Consider the following 15,259-nt stretch of genomic DNA (forward strand, 5'->3'; position numbering starts at 1 on the left):
TACCCACCATGCGTTACGCACACCCCGGTACTGAAGGCGCCATCGTTTCGTTCAAGGCCAAGTACGGCAACTACATCGGTGGCGAGTTCGTTGCGCCGGTCGATGGCAACTATTTCACCAATACCTCGCCGGTCAACGGCAAGGCAATCGCCGAATTCCCGCGCTCCACGGCCAAAGACATCGACAAGGCTCTGGACGCCGCCCATGCCGCCGCCGACGCCTGGGGCAAGACCTCGGCCCAGGACCGCGCGCTGGTCCTGCTGAAAATCGCCGACCGCATTGAACAGAACCTCGAACTGCTGGCCATCACCGAAACCTGGGACAACGGCAAAGCCGTGCGTGAAACCCTCAACGCTGACATCCCGCTGGCCGCCGACCACTTCCGTTACTTCGCCGGCTGCATCCGCGCCCAGGAAGGCACCAGCGCCGAGATCAACGAGCACACCGCGTCGTACCACTTCCATGAGCCACTGGGCGTGGTTGGCCAAATCATTCCGTGGAACTTCCCGCTGCTGATGGCCGCGTGGAAACTCGCCCCAGCCCTGGCCGCTGGTAACTGCGTGGTGCTCAAACCCGCCGAGCAAACCCCGCTGGGCATCAACGTGCTGATGGAACTGATCGGCGACCTGCTGCCGCCGGGCGTCCTGAACGTGGTGCACGGCTACGGCAAAGAGGCCGGCGAAGCGCTGGCCACCAGCAAGCGTATCGCTAAAATCGCCTTCACCGGCTCCACGCCAGTGGGCTCGCACATCATGAAATGTGCTGCGGAAAACATCATTCCGTCGACGGTTGAACTGGGCGGCAAGTCGCCGAACATCTTCTTTGCCGACATTATGAAAGCCGAGCCTTCCTTTATTGAAAAGGCCGCTGAAGGCCTGGTACTGGCGTTCTTCAACCAGGGCGAAGTGTGCACCTGCCCTTCCCGCGCGCTGGTGGAAGAGTCGATCTACGACGACTTCATGAAAGTGGTCATGAAGAAAGTCGAGCAGATCAAACGCGGCGACCCGCTGGACACCGACACCATGGTCGGCGCCCAGGCGTCCGAGCAACAGTTCGACAAGATCCTGTCCTACCTGGAAATCGCCAAGGGCGAAGGCGCACAACTGCTGACGGGCGGCAAAGTAGAGCAGCTCAGCGGTGATATGGCTGGGGGTTATTACATCCAGCCGACCCTGCTCAAGGGCACCAACGAAATGCGTGTGTTCCAGGAAGAAATCTTCGGCCCGGTGGTGAGCATCACCACCTTCAAGGACGAAGCCGAAGCCCTGGCAATTGCCAACGACACCGAGTTCGGCCTGGGCGCCGGCGTGTGGACTCGCGACATCAACCGCGCCTACCGCATGGGCCGCGCGATCAAAGCGGGCCGCGTGTGGACCAACTGCTACCACCTGTACCCGGCGCATGCGGCATTCGGCGGTTACAAGAAGTCCGGCGTGGGGCGTGAGACGCACAAGATGATGTTGGATCACTACCAGCAGACCAAGAACTTGCTGGTGAGTTACGACATTAATCCACTTGGCTTCTTCTAACGTTGCCTCCTAGCAGGCGACCCGCTCTCAACTTGAAATGAGATCAAGTGTGGGAGCTGGCTTGCCTGCTCCCACATTTGAACTTCGCAAGTAGCTGCTACCTCATTCGGCACACAGAGGCCGAGTTAAAAACAATAAGAATGGAAGGTACTTTCCAATGCCTAGCGAACCTACTGGATCCTCCGTCGACTTCGAAAAAGTCGACACCGACTACTTCCAGCAACGCGAACTGAAAAAAGGCGCCGCCGGCTGGGTGCTGCTGGTTGGCCTCGGCGTTGCCTACGTCATCTCCGGCGACTACGCTGGCTGGAACTTCGGCCTGGCCCAGGGTGGCTGGGGCGGGATGTTCCTCGCGACATTGCTGATGGCCACCATGTACCTGTGCATGTGCTTTTCCCTGGCCGAACTGTCTTCCATGATTCCTACCGCCGGTGGCGGCTACGGCTTTGCCCGCAGTGCATTCGGGCCTTGGGGCGGGTTCCTAACCGGCACCGCGATCCTGATCGAATACGCCATCGCCCCCGCCGCCATCGCGGTGTTTATCGGCGCGTATTGCGAGTCGCTGTTCGGCATCGGCGGCTGGATGATCTACCTGGCGTTCTACATCATCTTTATCGGCATCCACATCTTTGGTGTCGGTGAAGCACTGAAGTTGATGTTTGTGATCACCGCCGTGGCCGCGATTGCCCTGGGAGTGTTCCTGGTGGCGATGGTGCCGCACTTCAATGTCGCCAACCTGCTGGACATTCCAGTGACCGAGGCAAAGGGCGCCAGCACCTTCCTGCCATTCGGCTACGTGGGTGTGTGGGCGGCGATTCCCTATGCCATCTGGTTTTTCCTCGCGGTAGAAGGTGTGCCCCTGGCGGCCGAAGAAACCAAAAACCCGAAACGCGACCTGCCGCGCGGCTTGATTGGCGCCATCGTGGTGCTGACCAGCTTTGCCCTGCTTATCCTCGTTATTGCACCGGGCGGCGCTGGCACTTACGCGCTGGTCAAATCCGGCAACCCGCTGGTTGAAGCGTTGGCGTTGTCCTACGGCGGTTCCACCTGGATGGGCAGCTTCGTCAACCTGGTCGGCCTGGCGGGTCTGATCGCGAGCTTTTTCTCGATCATCTATGCCTATTCGCGGCAGATCTTCGCACTGTCACGCGCCGGCTACCTGCCGCGCAAACTGTCCCAGACCAACAAAAGCAAGGCGCCGGTCCTGGCGCTGGTGATCCCCGGCATCATCGGTTTTGGCCTGTCGCTGACCGGCCAGGGTGACCTGCTGATTCTGGTGGCGGTGTTCGGCGCGACGATTTCCTACGTGCTGATGATGGCCGCGCACATCACCCTGCGCATCCGTCGCCCCAAAATGGACCGTCCGTACCGCACGCCGGGTGGCATCTTCACTTCAGGCGTTGCGCTGGTACTGGCCTGCGTGGCCGTGGTGGCGGGCTTTCTGGTGGATCCACGGGTGGTGATTGGCGCCGCGATCATCTATGGAGTATTAATTGCTTACTTTGCTTTCTACAGCCGGCATCACTTGGTAGCAGGCACGCCCGAAGAGGAATTCGCGGCGATCCAGGCCGCAGAGGCCGCCTTGCACTAACTGCCGTAAACCTCGGCGCGAGCAATTGCCCGCGCCGCCAAGGAGACACTGTATGGCAAGCTTTTCCCACGCGGTGGGTGCACAAACCTACCGCTTCGACAGCCTCAAGGACGTGATGGCCAAGGCCAGCCCCGCGCGTTCCGGAGACTTCCTGGCCGGCGTCGCCGCACAGAATGACGGTGAGCGGGTGGCGGCGCAGATGGCGCTGGCGAATATCCCGCTGAAACACTTTCTGCAGGAAGTGTTGATCCCCTATGAAAGTGATGAAGTCACCCGGCTGATCATCGACACCCACGACACCCAGGCGTTTGCACCGGTCAGCCACCTGACCGTGGGCGGCCTGCGCGACTGGCTGCTCAGCGACGCGGCCGACGAACATTCCCTACGCGCCTTGGCGCCAGGTCTGACGCCAGAGATGGCCGCCGCCGTGTCCAAGATCATGCGCGTGCAGGACCTGGTACTGGTGGCGCAGAAGATCCGCGTGGTCACGCAATTTCGCGGCACCATGGGCCTGCGCGGGCGTTTATCCACCCGCCTGCAACCCAACCATCCTACAGACGAACCGGCGGGCATCGCCGCGAGCATTCTGGATGGTCTGCTGTACGGCAACGGCGACGCCATGATCGGCATCAACCCGGCCACCGATAGCATCGCCTCGATCTGCGCCATGCTGGAAATGCTCGACGCGATCATCCAGCGCTACGAGATCCCAACCCAGGCCTGCGTGCTCACTCATGTCACCACCTCCATCGAGGCGATCAACCGTGGCGTACCGCTGGACCTGGTGTTCCAGTCGATCGCCGGCACCGAGGCGGCCAATGCCAGTTTCGGCATCAGCCTGAGCGTGCTGCAGGAAGGGTACGAAGCAGGGTTGAGCCTCAATCGCGGCACCTTGGGCCAGAACTTGATGTACTTCGAGACAGGCCAAGGCAGCGCCTTATCGGCCAACGCGCACTTTGGCGTCGACCAACAAACCTGCGAGACGCGCGCCTACGCGGTAGCCCGACATTTCAAACCGTTTCTGGTAAATACAGTCGTAGGATTTATCGGCCCGGAGTACCTGTACAACGGCAAGCAGATCATCCGCGCCGGCCTGGAAGACCACTTCTGCGGCAAGCTACTCGGCGTGCCCATGGGGTGCGACATCTGTTACACCAACCACGCCGAAGCCGACCAGGACGACATGGACACCCTGCTGACCCTGCTGGGCGTGGCCGGGATCAATTTCATCATGGGCATCCCCGGTTCCGACGACATTATGCTCAACTACCAGACCACTTCGTTCCACGACGCGCTCTACGCCCGGCAAACATTGGGTTTAAAACCGGCGCCGGAGTTTGAGCAGTGGCTGGCAAAAATGGGCATCTTCACGCAAGCCGACGGCAAGGTGCACTTTGGCAACAGCCTGCCACCGGCGTTTCGCCAAGCCCTGGCGCAACTGGGATGAAGGAGCCGCCTGTGCAACTCGACCTGCCTGACAACCCCTGGCTGGAACTGCGCCGCCTGACCCCGGCGCGCATTGCCCTGGGCCGAACCGGCACCAGCATTCCCACCCACGCGCAGCTGGATTTTCAGTTTGCCCACGCCCAGGCGCGGGACGCGGTGCATTTGCCCTTTGACCATGCGGGCCTCAGCAGCCAGCTGGCCGAACGCGGGCGTGACAGCCTGCTGCTGCACAGCGCCGCTGCAGACCGCCACAGCTACCTGCAACGCCCGGATTTGGGGCGGCGCTTGAGCGATGAATCCGCCCAAGCGCTGCGCGACCACGCGTCGGCCAACCCCGGCGGCGTGGATTTGGCCGTTGTAGTGGCCGATGGTTTATCCGCGCTGGCCGTGCATAAACACACCTTGCCGTTTCTGACGCGCATGGAAGAACAAACCCACGCCGAAGGCTGGTCGTTGTCGCCGGTCATCCTGGTGGAACAAGGCCGCGTGGCGGTGGCGGATGAAATCGGGCAATTGCTCGGCGCCAAGATGGTGGTGATCCTGATCGGCGAACGGCCGGGGCTCAGTTCACCGGACAGTCTGGGGCTGTATTTCACCTACAACCCCAAGGTCGGCCTCACCGACGCCTATCGCAATTGCATCTCCAATGTACGCCTGGAGGGCCTGAGCTATGGCATGGCGGCTCATCGCTTGCTGTATTTGATGCGAGAAGCGTGTCGTCGGCAGCTGTCGGGGGTCAACCTCAAGGACGAAGCGCAGGTTCAGACCATTGAATCCGATGATCCGGACCTGATGAAAGGCAATTTCCTGCTCAGTTCACCGGATGACTGATCGCGGTACGATTGCGCTTTTTCGCGCCATTAGGCAGCATCGAGTCACGGCCGCTTGTGTGGTCATACCCCATTTGGAAGTTGAGGCCTGGCATGCGGATTACTCAAGCGACCCCGGAACACCTGGACCTGCTGACCCCGTTGTTCGTCAAATACCGCGAGTTCTACGGGGCCTTGCCCTTCCCGGATTCATCGCGGGCCTTTCTGGAAAAACGCCTGCGCCGCAAGGAATCGGTGATTTACCTGGCCCTGGCGGATGATGACGACAAGAAACTGCTGGGCTTTTGCCAGCTGTACCCGAGCTTTTCGTCGCTATCACTCAAGCGCGTGTGGATCCTCAACGACATCTACGTGGCTGAAGACGCGCGCCGACAACTGGTGGCGGACAACCTGATGCGCACGGCGAAGAAAATGGCCAAGGAGACCCACGCGGTACGGTTGCGGGTCTCGACCAGCAGTGACAATGAAGTGGCGCAGAAGACCTATGAGTCGATCGGGTTTCGCGAGGACACCGAGTTCAAGAACTACACCTTGCCAATCAACGAAGACTGACCCCAATAGCCAAAACGCCACAAATCCCCTGTGGGAGCGGGCTTGCTCGCGAAAGCGGCGGGGCAGTCACCGGATTAGTCGACTGATACGCCGCATTCGCGAGCAAGCCCGCTCCCACATTTTGATCGATGTATGCCTGGAACACCCACGACATCCCCCGCTACAAAACCAACACGCTTTTCACGCCTCAATCCGTATAATGCGGACCTTTCAGGGTTGTAAGAATTGCGGCATACACTTGTAGCCTTATTACCCGAGCTTCCGCACAGGCCTGCTGAGCCGGGCCATCCACACAGGTGCCATCCATGGATTTCAACCCGCTCGACCTTATCCTGCATCTCGACGTCTACCTCGACCTGCTGGTAACCAATTACGGTCCGTGGATCTACGCCATTCTGTTTCTGGTCATTTTTTGCGAAACCGGCCTGGTGGTGATGCCATTCCTGCCGGGTGATTCGTTGCTGTTCATCGCAGGCGCCGTGGCGGCTGGCGGCGGCATGGACCCGGTGTTACTCGCCGGCCTGTTGATGCTGGCGGCAATCCTGGGCGACAGCACCAACTATGTGATCGGGCGAACAGCCGGAGAACGCCTGTTCAGCAACCCGAACTCGAAAATCTTCCGCCGCGACTACCTGCAGAAGACCCACGACTTCTACGACAAGCACGGCGGCAAGACCGTGACCCTGGCGCGCTTCCTGCCGATCCTGCGCACCTTCGCGCCGTTCGTGGCCGGTATCGCCAAAATGCCTTATCCGCGCTTCTTCGGCTTCAGCGTATTCGGCACCATCCTGTGGGTCGGCGGCCTGGTGACCTTGGGTTACTTCTTCGGCAACGTGCCGTTCATCAAGAAAAACCTGTCGCTGCTGGTGGTGTTCATCATTCTGCTGTCGCTGGTGCCGATGATCATTGGCGTGTTCCGCAGCCGTTTTGGCCGCGCGTCCTCCGAAGTCAAGTCGCAGTAAGCGCCGATGTGGTCGCTCAGCGCCTGGCGTCGCCAGCGCTTGCTGGCCAAGCACCCGATTGCCGATGACACCTGGCAGCGGGTGCGCCACCATTTGACCTTCCTCGACGGTATCAGCGCCGAGCAGGACCAATGGCTGCGCGAAGCCTGCGTGGTGTTCCTCGCCGAAAAGCACCTGACCGCCCTGCCCGGCGTCGAGCTGCACCAGGAACAACGCCTGCTGCTCGCCGCTCAGGCGCAATTGCCGTTGATGAACCTGGGCGACCTCGACTGGTACCAGGGCTTCCATGAAATCGTGCTGTACCCCGACGACTTCGTCAGCCCCCAGCGCCATCGCGACAGCAGTGGCATCGAACACGAATGGGACGGCGAACACAGCGGCGAAGCCTGGCAACAGGGCCCGGTGATCCTCGCCTGGCCCGGGGTGCTGGCCAGTGGCAACTGGGAAGGCTACAACCTGGTCATCCACGAACTGGCGCACAAACTCGACATGCTCAACGGCGACGCCAACGGCCTGCCGCCGCTGCACAACGACATGCGCGTGCAGGAATGGGCCAGCGTGATGCAGAGCGCCTACGACGACCTCAATCGCCAACTGGACGCCAACCCGGACGCCGACACCGAGATCGACCCCTACGCCGCCGAAAACCCGGCTGAATTCTTCGCCGTCACCAGCGAATATTTTTTCAGCGCTCCGGATTTGCTGGTCAACCGTTATCCACAGGTGTACGCCCAACTCAGCCGCTTTTATCGCCAGGATCCCTTGGCCCGCCTGACCCAACTGCAAGCCAGCGACCCGCGTTATCAGCCACAGGACGAATGACCGTACGACGTCTGGCGCATGGCATCGGCGTCAGAATGTGCCTATAATCGCCGCCACTTTTAGGCCAATCCGGCCAAGTTTCTTGGCCAATTAACGGGGGCAACGCCCAATGAGCTACAGCAAGATTCCGGCTGGCAAAGACCTGCCGAACGACATCTACGTCGCCATCGAGATTCCGGCCAACCACGCGCCGATCAAATACGAAATCGACAAAGACAGCGACTGCCTGTTCGTTGACCGTTTCATGGCCACCCCGATGTTCTACCCGGCCAACTACGGTTTCATCCCTAACACCCTGGCTGACGACGGTGATCCCCTCGACGTGCTGGTCGTAACCCCTTACCCGGTTACCCCAGGTTCGGTTATCCGCGCGCGTCCAGTCGGCATCCTGAACATGACCGACGACGGCGGCGGCGATGCCAAAGTGATCGCGGTTCCACACGACAAGCTGTCCCAGCTGTACGTGGACGTGAAGGAATACACCGACCTGCCGCCCCTGTTGCTGGAGCAGATCAAACACTTCTTCGAGAACTACAAAGACCTCGAAAAAGGCAAATGGGTGAAGATCGACGGTTGGGGCAACGCAGATGCCGCTCGCGCCGAGATCCTGAAGTCGGTCGCTGCCTACAAAGGCTGATACCCGCTCCTCATTGCCCCGGCAATTGAAAAAGCCCCGATCATTCGGGGCTTTTTTTGTGGGAAAAATTAAACGACAAGTTCATTAACTTATATAAAAGGTTTAACCAGCCACTGAATCCGAAGTATCAGGCTACAACTAAGCAACGACCTACACACGCAACTCAACGCATGGTTTATTTGATCTGTAATTCCGGCCAGTAAACTCTGCGTTCATGAATACATCAGGTGATCGTTTAAAAGCGCTATTACGGGAAGTCCACCTTTCCGCCTCCGACTTCGCCAAGAACCGCGGCGTCACGCCCCAACACGTGAACAACTGGTTCAAGCGCGGCGTCCCCATGGGCCGACTCAACGAAATCGCAGAACTGCTGTGCATCTCCAGCCGTTGGCTGCGCACCGGCGAAGGCCCCAAACACCCACCGGCCAACTTCCTGCTGGAAGGCCCGAACACCCGAAAAGGTCTGCCCACCACCCGCGAAGGAAGCGGCCAATACCTCACAGGCCCCGCCTGTCTCCCGGAAAAAATCGACGTGGAGATCGACCTCCACCCCTCATTTACCTCTATCGAACGCATCCGCGTCACCCTGCACACCCTCCAAGCCCTTAACGTGCACCCCGACCGTGCCCTGGGCGCCTACATGGTCGACAACAGCATGATCGACATCATCCAGCAAGGCGCCACCCTCGCCATCGACCGAGGCCGCACGCAAATCATCGACGGCGAAATTTATGCGGTAGAGCACGACGGGATGCTGCGCATCAAATACCTCTACAACCGACCTGGCGGTGGGTTGCGGATGCGCAGCCACAACGCCGGTGAACATCCGGACGAATACCTGACGTACGAGCAACGGTTTGAGCAGAACGTCCAGATTGTGGGGTGGGTGTTCTGGTGGTCCACCCTCAACAACCGCCGTCCACCCGTGCCGCTGGATGAGCACCTATTGGGCTGGGAAGGCTCTAAATCGGATCCGGAGGTGGGCAACTGAGGGGAATATGGGTATCATGCGCCGCACATTTGGCAGGGGGTAGCTTAAGGCTATTCACCCTGCTTGGCGATGCGGAGGAGTTCCCGCTGATGCCCCTACTATTCAGCCCGACGCAACGTGGGCTGAGCGATTTGAAGGCTGGTGAGGCTTGTCAAAAACAAGCTGAAGCAGTCCCCGAGAAGCCGGCCACAAGCCGGCTTTTTAATGCCCGCATGAACCCCAAGTCAATTGTCCGACAAGCCGTTGGACATTTGAATGAGCAAAAGCGGGCAGCTTATAGCCCGCCCTGCCTCTAAAGCTGAATACACGCCATAGCCCGCTCCGCCACTGTCTTCGCCACCCCCACCAAGTCACTGCTGCAACCCAGTCACACGCCCCCAGGCGTCCTAAAACCTCAGTCCCTCATTAACGACAAAAGGCTTGGCGTACGCAAAGACAAGCATTGTCACGCCTGAGTTGACGGTATTACCGTTTTCACCTGCTTTATCCCCCAATAGCCACCCATTAATCTGTGCCCATGTTGAACGCAACGCCCAACCAACCTAAACAAAAAAGGATTCAACCATGAGCGCTCCAACCTACAACCGCCTCAACAAAGACGACGCCATTGTTCTGTTGGTCGATCACCAGACCGGCCTGATCTCTCTGGTGCAGGACTTCTCGCCCAACGAGTTCAAGAACAACGTGTTGGCCCTGGCCGACCTGGCCAAGTTCTTCAACCTACCGACCATCCTTACCACGAGTTTCGAGCAAGGCCCGAATGGCCCGCTGGTGCCGGAGTTGAAAGAGATGTTCCCGGACGCGCCGTACATCGCCCGCCCTGGCCAGATCAACGCGTGGGACAACGAAGACTTCGTCAAGGCGATCAAGGCGACCGGCCGTAAGCAGATCATCATTGCCGGTGTAGTGACGGATGTGTGCGTAGCGTTCCCGACTTTGTCGGCGCTGGCGGAAGGGTTTGAGGTGTTTGTGGTGACCGATGCGTCGGGCACGTTCAATACCACGGTGCAGCAGGCGGCGTGGAGCCGGATGACGCAAGCCGGTGCGCAGTTGATGAACTGGTTCTCGGTGGCGTGTGAGCTGCACCGCGACTGGCGCAACGATATCGAAGGCCTGGGGAATCTGTTGTCCCAGCGTATTCCCAACTATCGCAACTTGATGAATGGTTATGCGGCGCTGACGGCTCGCAAAGACTAAGTCAAATCGCCACACACCATAAGCCTGCCTTGAAACGCAGGCTTTTTGCGTCGTTACCTAGCCATTCGCCATTAGTACACTCGCCCTAATTGTGGCTGCACCGCCTCACCACTAAAGTCCTTCGCTTATTTCGAGCCTCAAGGAAGGACGCTATTGAATACTTTAACCAAGGTCGGTCGCTGCCTGGCACTTCTGCCCCTATTGTTGACCAGCGCAACATCGGTATTGGCCGATGAACAAACACCGATTGGCGACTGGTCGATCATCTACGGCAGCGGCCGGGCCCATCAAAATGTGATGTATGTGGCCGACCGTACCTCGGTGGTGCCCTCGAACCACAACAAGGGCGCCAAATTGGTGGCCGTCACGGTGGTGTATGAAGAACCGGGCAAACCAATGATCGATGTGTACAACATCGAAGTGCAGTGCTCCACGCGCAAGGTGCGCTTTCTCAACGGCCAGTCGGTCGCGCCATTTTCCTACACCCTCACGCACTTGAAGGTCTCCAACACGTGGCAGACGCCAAAGGAGTTCTGGCTCGACCGCACGCTCGCGTATGTCTGCGAACCGGGCAAGAGCAAGGACACCATCGCCATGGGCAAGATGACCCATCTGCAGATGATCCAGACCACCAAGGCCATGTTCGAGCAGTTGGGCCCGACTCAGGAGAAGAGCCAGATGATTGATGACCTCGACGACATGCTGGGCAACAAGCGCTGAGCAACCCCTACCGACAAGAAGGATTCACGATGCCTACATGGACAAGGCTGTTGCTGGCAGGACTTTTGTTGCCGGCCGTGCTGTTTATCAACGGGTGCCACCTGATTGCACAATCGCGTTGGGAAGGCCGTGACGTGCAAGAGGCGCTGGATTTATTCGGCAAGCCCGACTCGATGAAGAAGCAGAATGCACCCAATGGCGACACCCAGGTGGTGATGACCTGGCACAAGTCCTCATCCTGGACGACCACCGAAGCCGCTGGGACTTCAATGAACCACACCGGGAACGGGATGGTGTATACGGAGTATTACCAGCAAGTCGGGCACAGTTCGGATTGCAAGCTGGAAGCCACGGTGGATAAGGCGAAGAAGATCGTGCTGTTCAGGATTGAGGATGGCCGGATCCTGCATGGCAAGTGCCTGAACGTGCCATTTGTGCCGGGGTATATTCCGCCGGGGTTTTGAGGCTGGGATCGTTTGTGCAACAGCGTGTTGCACGAACGAGAACCGAGGCTAGATGCTTGACTCTCGCCGCTACAGCATCCCCTCCCCTGAAACCCCAGCGAACTGGACGTGCAGCTCACTGCGCTGGAAAAGATGCAGACAGGGCTGACTGCCTGGTCCGGCTGCCCGGTGGCGGTCGCAGCACCCGGTATCAGGCCAAGACAGCGGGCAAGTGACACCCCCGCTCATTTGCCCCAATCCCCCATGTCTGCTAGTGTCGCGCCGGTTTACCGTCTACCGGAATAGCCGCCATGGCCCGCAAAAAAGTTGCACTCGATTTCGAACAATCCCTCGCCGACCTGCAAGCCCTGGTCGAGCGTCTGGAGAACGGCGAGTTGTCGCTGGAAGACTCGTTGACGGCGTTTGAGCAAGGCATCGGCCTGACCCGCGACTGCCAGAGCGCGCTCGCGCAGGCGGAGCAGAAGGTGCAAGTGCTGCTGGAGCGTGACGGGGAGTTGGCCGAAGAACCTTTCGATGCGGAACAGCCGGAATGATCGACGCGTATCAGGCCAGTAGCCAAGCCCGGGTCAATGCGGCGCTGGAGCCCTTGTTTGTTGCGCCAAGCCCTGAACTCAAGCGTCTTTACGAAGCCATGCGCTACAGCGTGATGAATGGCGGCAAGCGCGTGCGTCCGTTGCTGGCGTATGCGGCGTGTGAAGCCTTGGGCGCAGCCGCTGAGCAGGCCAATGGCGCGGCCTGTGCGGTGGAGTTGATCCACGCCTATTCCCTGGTGCATGACGACTTGCCGGCGATGGACGACGACGATTTGCGTCGCGGCCAGCCGACCACTCACAAAGCCTTTGATGAAGCCTGCGCGATCCTCGCCGGCGATGGCCTGCAAAGCCTGGCGTTCAGCGCACTGCTGGACCCGGCGCTGAGCAGCGTCAATGCCGAGATCCGTTTACGCATGGTCACGGCGCTGGCCGTGGCAGCGGGCCCGGCCGGGATGGTCGGCGGCCAGGCCATCGACTTGGGGTCGGTGGGCCGGAAGCTTGATCAACAGGCGCTGGAATACATGCACCGCCACAAGACCGGTGCCTTGATCGAAGCCGCCGTACACCTGGGCGCCCTGGCCAGTGGGCGTGCGCAAGCCGCTCAATTGGCGGCGCTGAAGACCTACGCGCTGGCCATCGGCCTGGCGTTCCAGGTGCAGGACGATATTCTCGACGTAGAAAGTGACACTGCCACTCTGGGCAAACGCCAAGGTGCCGATATCGCACGGGATAAACCGACATATCCTGCGCTGCTCGGGCTGGAAGCCGCCAAGGCCTATGCCCTGGAGCTGCGTGACCAGGCCTTGGACGCCCTGCGACCTTTCGACGCGGCGGCCGAGCCACTGCGTGACTTGGCGCGGTATATCGTCGAACGCCGGCACTGATAACGGCGGCCTTTGCGGCCGCATATCGGCCAAGTTGGGCGCTCTGCGTGGGCAGTTCGCGATGCTTGAGGTAAACTGCCGCCTCTTCTATACCTATAACGATTCGCCTGATGCCCACGACGTTTCAAGAGATTCCCCGCAAGCGCCCGTCCACGCCCCTGCTTGACCGTGCTGTCACGCCGGCCGGCCTGCGTCGATTGGGTGAAGCCGAGCTGGAAACCCTGGCCGATGAGTTGCGCCTGGAATTGCTCTACACGGTCGGCCAGACCGGTGGGCATTTTGGCGCCGGCCTGGGCGTCATCGAGCTGACCATCGCCCTGCATTACGTGTTCGACACCCCGGATGACCGGCTGGTGTGGGACGTGGGCCATCAGGCGTATCCGCACAAGATCCTCACGGGTCGCCGCGAGCGCATGGGCAGCCTGCGCCAGAAGGACGGCATTGCCGCCTTCCCGCGCCGCGCCGAGAGCGAGTACGACACCTTTGGCGTCGGCCACTCCAGTACCTCGATCAGCGCCGCGCTGGGCATGGCGATTGCCGCCCGCCTGCAAGGCAGTGATCGCAAGGCGATTGCGGTGATTGGTGATGGCGCGCTGACCGCCGGCATGGCCTTCGAAGCGCTCAACCATGCGCCGGAAGTGGACGCCAACATGCTGGTGATCCTCAACGACAACGACATGTCGATCTCACGCAATGTCGGCGGCCTGTCCAACTACCTGGCCAAGATCCTCTCCAGCCGCACGTATGCCAGCATGCGCGAAGGCAGCAAGAAGGTCCTCTCGCGTCTGCCTGGCGCGTGGGAAATTGCCCGTCGTACCGAAGAATACGCCAAGGGCATGCTGGTGCCCGGCACCCTGTTCGAAGAGCTGGGCTGGAACTACATCGGCCCGATCGACGGCCACGACCTGCCGACCCTGATCGCCACGCTGCGTAACATGCGTGACCTCAAGGGGCCGCAGTTCCTGCACATCGTCACCAAGAAAGGCAAAGGCTTCGCCCCGGCGGAAGTCGACCCGATCGGCTACCACGCCATCACCAAGCTGGAGCCGGTGGACGCGCCTGCCGCTGCGCCGAAAAAGGCCAGCGGGCCGAAGTATTCCGGTGTGTTCGGCGAATGGCTGTGTGACATGGCCGCCGCCGATCCGCGCTTGGTGGGCATTACCCCGGCGATGAAGGAAGGCTCCGACCTGGTCGCGTTCAGCGAGCGCTTCCCACTGCGTTATTTCGACGTGGCGATTGCCGAGCAGCACGCGGTGACGTTCGCCGCCGGCATGGCCTGTGAAGGTGCCAAGCCGGTGGTAGCGATCTATTCCACTTTCCTGCAACGCGGTTATGACCAGCTTGTTCACGATGTGGCGGTGCAGAACCTCGACGTGCTGTTTGCCATCGACCGCGCAGGCTTAGTGGGCGAAGACGGCCCGACTCACGCCGGCAGCTTCGACCTGTCCTACCTTCGCTGCATCCCCGGCATGCTGGTAATGACGCCAAGCGACGAGAACGAACTGCGCAAGATGCTCAGCACCGGCCACCTGTACAACGGCCCGGCGGCCGTGCGTTACCCGCGCGGTAATGGCCCGAATGCGGTGATCGAGAAGGATCTTGAGCCTATCGAGATCGGCAAGGGCATCGTGCGTCGCCAAGGCAGCAAGACCGCGTTCCTGGTGTTTGGCGTGCAACTGGCCGAAGCCTTGAAAGTCGCCGAGAAGATCGACGCCACCGTGGTCGACATGCGCTTCGTCAAACCCCTGGATGAAGCCTTGGTACGTGAGATTGCCGGCAGCCACGAATTGCTGGTGACCGTCGAAGAAAACGCCATCATGGGCGGCGCCGGTGCGGCAGTCAGCGAGTTCCTGGCGCGGGAGAACATCCTCAAGTCGGTGCTGCACCTGGGCTTGCCGGATGTGTACGTCGAACACGCCAAGCCGGCGCAGATGCTGGCGGAATGCGGGTTGGATGAAGCCGGCATTGAGGCATCGGTGCGCGAGCGCATGGCGCTGCTGGGCCTGTAACCCAATCTCCCGGCTGAAACGGGGACTAAAATGTGGGAGCGGGCTTGCTCGCGAAAGCGGTGTATCAGTCACTACTTATGTGGCTGCTTCAC

The 15,259-nt window shown here is 60.3% G+C and carries 15 protein-coding genes; all 15 read left to right on the plus strand.

Annotated elements, in window-relative coordinates; all coding sequences use genetic code 11:
* The first annotated feature begins 8 nt into the window (after window positions 1-8).
* The 15 genes from exaC to dxs all read left to right on the plus strand — a co-directional run bounded on the left by exaC (window position 9) and on the right by dxs (window position 15,167).
* The gene (gene exaC, locus BMZ57_RS21530) at window positions 9-1,529 is read left to right on the plus strand and encodes an acetaldehyde dehydrogenase ExaC (RefSeq protein WP_010206811.1); all 1,521 of its coding nucleotides are present in this window, start codon (window positions 9-11) and stop codon (window positions 1,527-1,529) included.
* 157 nt (window positions 1,530-1,686) lie between these two features.
* Entirely contained in the window at window positions 1,687-3,120 is a 1,434-nt protein-coding gene (eat, locus tag BMZ57_RS21535) for an ethanolamine permease (RefSeq protein WP_010206812.1), read from the plus strand.
* Window positions 3,121-3,172: 52 nt separating this feature from the next.
* The gene (locus tag BMZ57_RS21540) at window positions 3,173-4,567 is read left to right on the plus strand and encodes an ethanolamine ammonia-lyase subunit EutB (protein ID WP_021492976.1); all 1,395 of its coding nucleotides are present in this window, start codon (window positions 3,173-3,175) and stop codon (window positions 4,565-4,567) included.
* Window positions 4,564-5,397 (plus strand): ethanolamine ammonia-lyase subunit EutC, encoded by an 834-nt coding sequence (gene eutC / locus BMZ57_RS21545; RefSeq protein WP_010206815.1) that lies wholly within the window; start codon window positions 4,564-4,566, stop codon window positions 5,395-5,397. The genes BMZ57_RS21540 and eutC overlap by 4 nt, the downstream gene beginning before the upstream one ends.
* A gap of 92 nt (window positions 5,398-5,489) precedes the next feature.
* Window positions 5,490-5,948 (plus strand): GNAT family N-acetyltransferase, encoded by a 459-nt coding sequence (locus BMZ57_RS21550; RefSeq protein WP_021492977.1) that lies wholly within the window; start codon window positions 5,490-5,492, stop codon window positions 5,946-5,948.
* A gap of 305 nt (window positions 5,949-6,253) precedes the next feature.
* Window positions 6,254-6,910, plus strand: coding sequence for a DedA family protein (locus BMZ57_RS21555; protein WP_010206817.1), 657 nt, complete (start codon window positions 6,254-6,256; stop codon window positions 6,908-6,910).
* A 6-nt stretch (window positions 6,911-6,916) separates the two neighbouring features.
* A complete protein-coding gene (locus BMZ57_RS21560) occupies window positions 6,917-7,732 on the plus strand; it encodes a M90 family metallopeptidase (protein WP_021492978.1) in 816 nt (271 codons plus the stop codon).
* Window positions 7,733-7,841: 109 nt separating this feature from the next.
* On the plus strand, window positions 7,842-8,369 hold the full coding sequence (gene ppa / locus BMZ57_RS21565; protein ID WP_003219382.1) for an inorganic diphosphatase: 528 nt from the start codon (window positions 7,842-7,844) through the stop codon (window positions 8,367-8,369).
* 214 nt (window positions 8,370-8,583) lie between these two features.
* On the plus strand, window positions 8,584-9,360 hold the full coding sequence (locus BMZ57_RS21570; protein WP_029529012.1) for a LexA family transcriptional regulator: 777 nt from the start codon (window positions 8,584-8,586) through the stop codon (window positions 9,358-9,360).
* A gap of 564 nt (window positions 9,361-9,924) precedes the next feature.
* The gene (ycaC, locus tag BMZ57_RS21580) at window positions 9,925-10,557 is read left to right on the plus strand and encodes an isochorismate family cysteine hydrolase YcaC (RefSeq protein ID WP_010206820.1); all 633 of its coding nucleotides are present in this window, start codon (window positions 9,925-9,927) and stop codon (window positions 10,555-10,557) included.
* Between the two features lie 153 nt (window positions 10,558-10,710).
* Window positions 10,711-11,277: a hypothetical protein gene (locus tag BMZ57_RS21585; RefSeq protein ID WP_010206821.1), complete on the plus strand. Its 567-nt coding sequence runs from the start codon at window positions 10,711-10,713 to the stop codon at window positions 11,275-11,277.
* A 29-nt stretch (window positions 11,278-11,306) separates the two neighbouring features.
* Window positions 11,307-11,741, plus strand: a complete 435-nt coding sequence (locus BMZ57_RS21590; protein WP_028618099.1) for a hypothetical protein — start codon at window positions 11,307-11,309, stop codon at window positions 11,739-11,741.
* Window positions 11,742-12,031: 290 nt separating this feature from the next.
* Entirely contained in the window at window positions 12,032-12,274 is a 243-nt protein-coding gene (locus tag BMZ57_RS21595) for an exodeoxyribonuclease VII small subunit (protein ID WP_003194556.1), read from the plus strand.
* Window positions 12,271-13,158 carry a (2E,6E)-farnesyl diphosphate synthase gene (ispA, locus tag BMZ57_RS21600; RefSeq protein WP_010206824.1) on the plus strand — a complete coding sequence of 296 codons (888 nt, stop codon included), beginning with the start codon at window positions 12,271-12,273 and terminating at the stop codon, window positions 13,156-13,158. The genes BMZ57_RS21595 and ispA overlap by 4 nt, the downstream gene beginning before the upstream one ends.
* A gap of 110 nt (window positions 13,159-13,268) precedes the next feature.
* Window positions 13,269-15,167 carry a 1-deoxy-D-xylulose-5-phosphate synthase gene (gene dxs / locus BMZ57_RS21605; RefSeq protein WP_010206825.1) on the plus strand — a complete coding sequence of 633 codons (1,899 nt, stop codon included), beginning with the start codon at window positions 13,269-13,271 and terminating at the stop codon, window positions 15,165-15,167.
* Window positions 15,168-15,259: the final 92 nt, after the last annotated feature.

Origin of the sequence: Pseudomonas simiae, from assembly GCF_900111895.1 — a bacterium.
Taxonomy (GTDB): domain Bacteria; phylum Pseudomonadota; class Gammaproteobacteria; order Pseudomonadales; family Pseudomonadaceae; genus Aquipseudomonas; species Aquipseudomonas simiae.

What these genes read in the sequence shown, in the direction of transcription:
- exaC (WP_010206811.1), top strand. Translation starts at nt 9, where the DNA reads ATGCGTTACGCACACCCCGGTACTGAAGGCGCCATCGTTTCGTTCAAG.
- BMZ57_RS21550 (WP_021492977.1), top strand. Translation starts at nt 5,490, where the DNA reads ATGCGGATTACTCAAGCGACCCCGGAACACCTGGACCTGCTGACCCCG.
- dxs (WP_010206825.1), top strand. Translation starts at nt 13,269, where the DNA reads ATGCCCACGACGTTTCAAGAGATTCCCCGCAAGCGCCCGTCCACGCCC.
- BMZ57_RS21590 (WP_028618099.1), top strand. Translation starts at nt 11,307, where the DNA reads ATGCCTACATGGACAAGGCTGTTGCTGGCAGGACTTTTGTTGCCGGCC.
- eutC (WP_010206815.1), top strand. Translation starts at nt 4,564, where the DNA reads ATGAAGGAGCCGCCTGTGCAACTCGACCTGCCTGACAACCCCTGGCTG.
- BMZ57_RS21540 (WP_021492976.1), top strand. Translation starts at nt 3,173, where the DNA reads ATGGCAAGCTTTTCCCACGCGGTGGGTGCACAAACCTACCGCTTCGAC.
- eat (WP_010206812.1), top strand. Translation starts at nt 1,687, where the DNA reads ATGCCTAGCGAACCTACTGGATCCTCCGTCGACTTCGAAAAAGTCGAC.
- BMZ57_RS21595 (WP_003194556.1), top strand. Translation starts at nt 12,032, where the DNA reads ATGGCCCGCAAAAAAGTTGCACTCGATTTCGAACAATCCCTCGCCGAC.
- BMZ57_RS21570 (WP_029529012.1), top strand. Translation starts at nt 8,584, where the DNA reads ATGAATACATCAGGTGATCGTTTAAAAGCGCTATTACGGGAAGTCCAC.
- BMZ57_RS21560 (WP_021492978.1), top strand. Translation starts at nt 6,917, where the DNA reads ATGTGGTCGCTCAGCGCCTGGCGTCGCCAGCGCTTGCTGGCCAAGCAC.
- BMZ57_RS21555 (WP_010206817.1), top strand. Translation starts at nt 6,254, where the DNA reads ATGGATTTCAACCCGCTCGACCTTATCCTGCATCTCGACGTCTACCTC.
- ppa (WP_003219382.1), top strand. Translation starts at nt 7,842, where the DNA reads ATGAGCTACAGCAAGATTCCGGCTGGCAAAGACCTGCCGAACGACATC.
- ispA (WP_010206824.1), top strand. Translation starts at nt 12,271, where the DNA reads ATGATCGACGCGTATCAGGCCAGTAGCCAAGCCCGGGTCAATGCGGCG.
- ycaC (WP_010206820.1), top strand. Translation starts at nt 9,925, where the DNA reads ATGAGCGCTCCAACCTACAACCGCCTCAACAAAGACGACGCCATTGTT.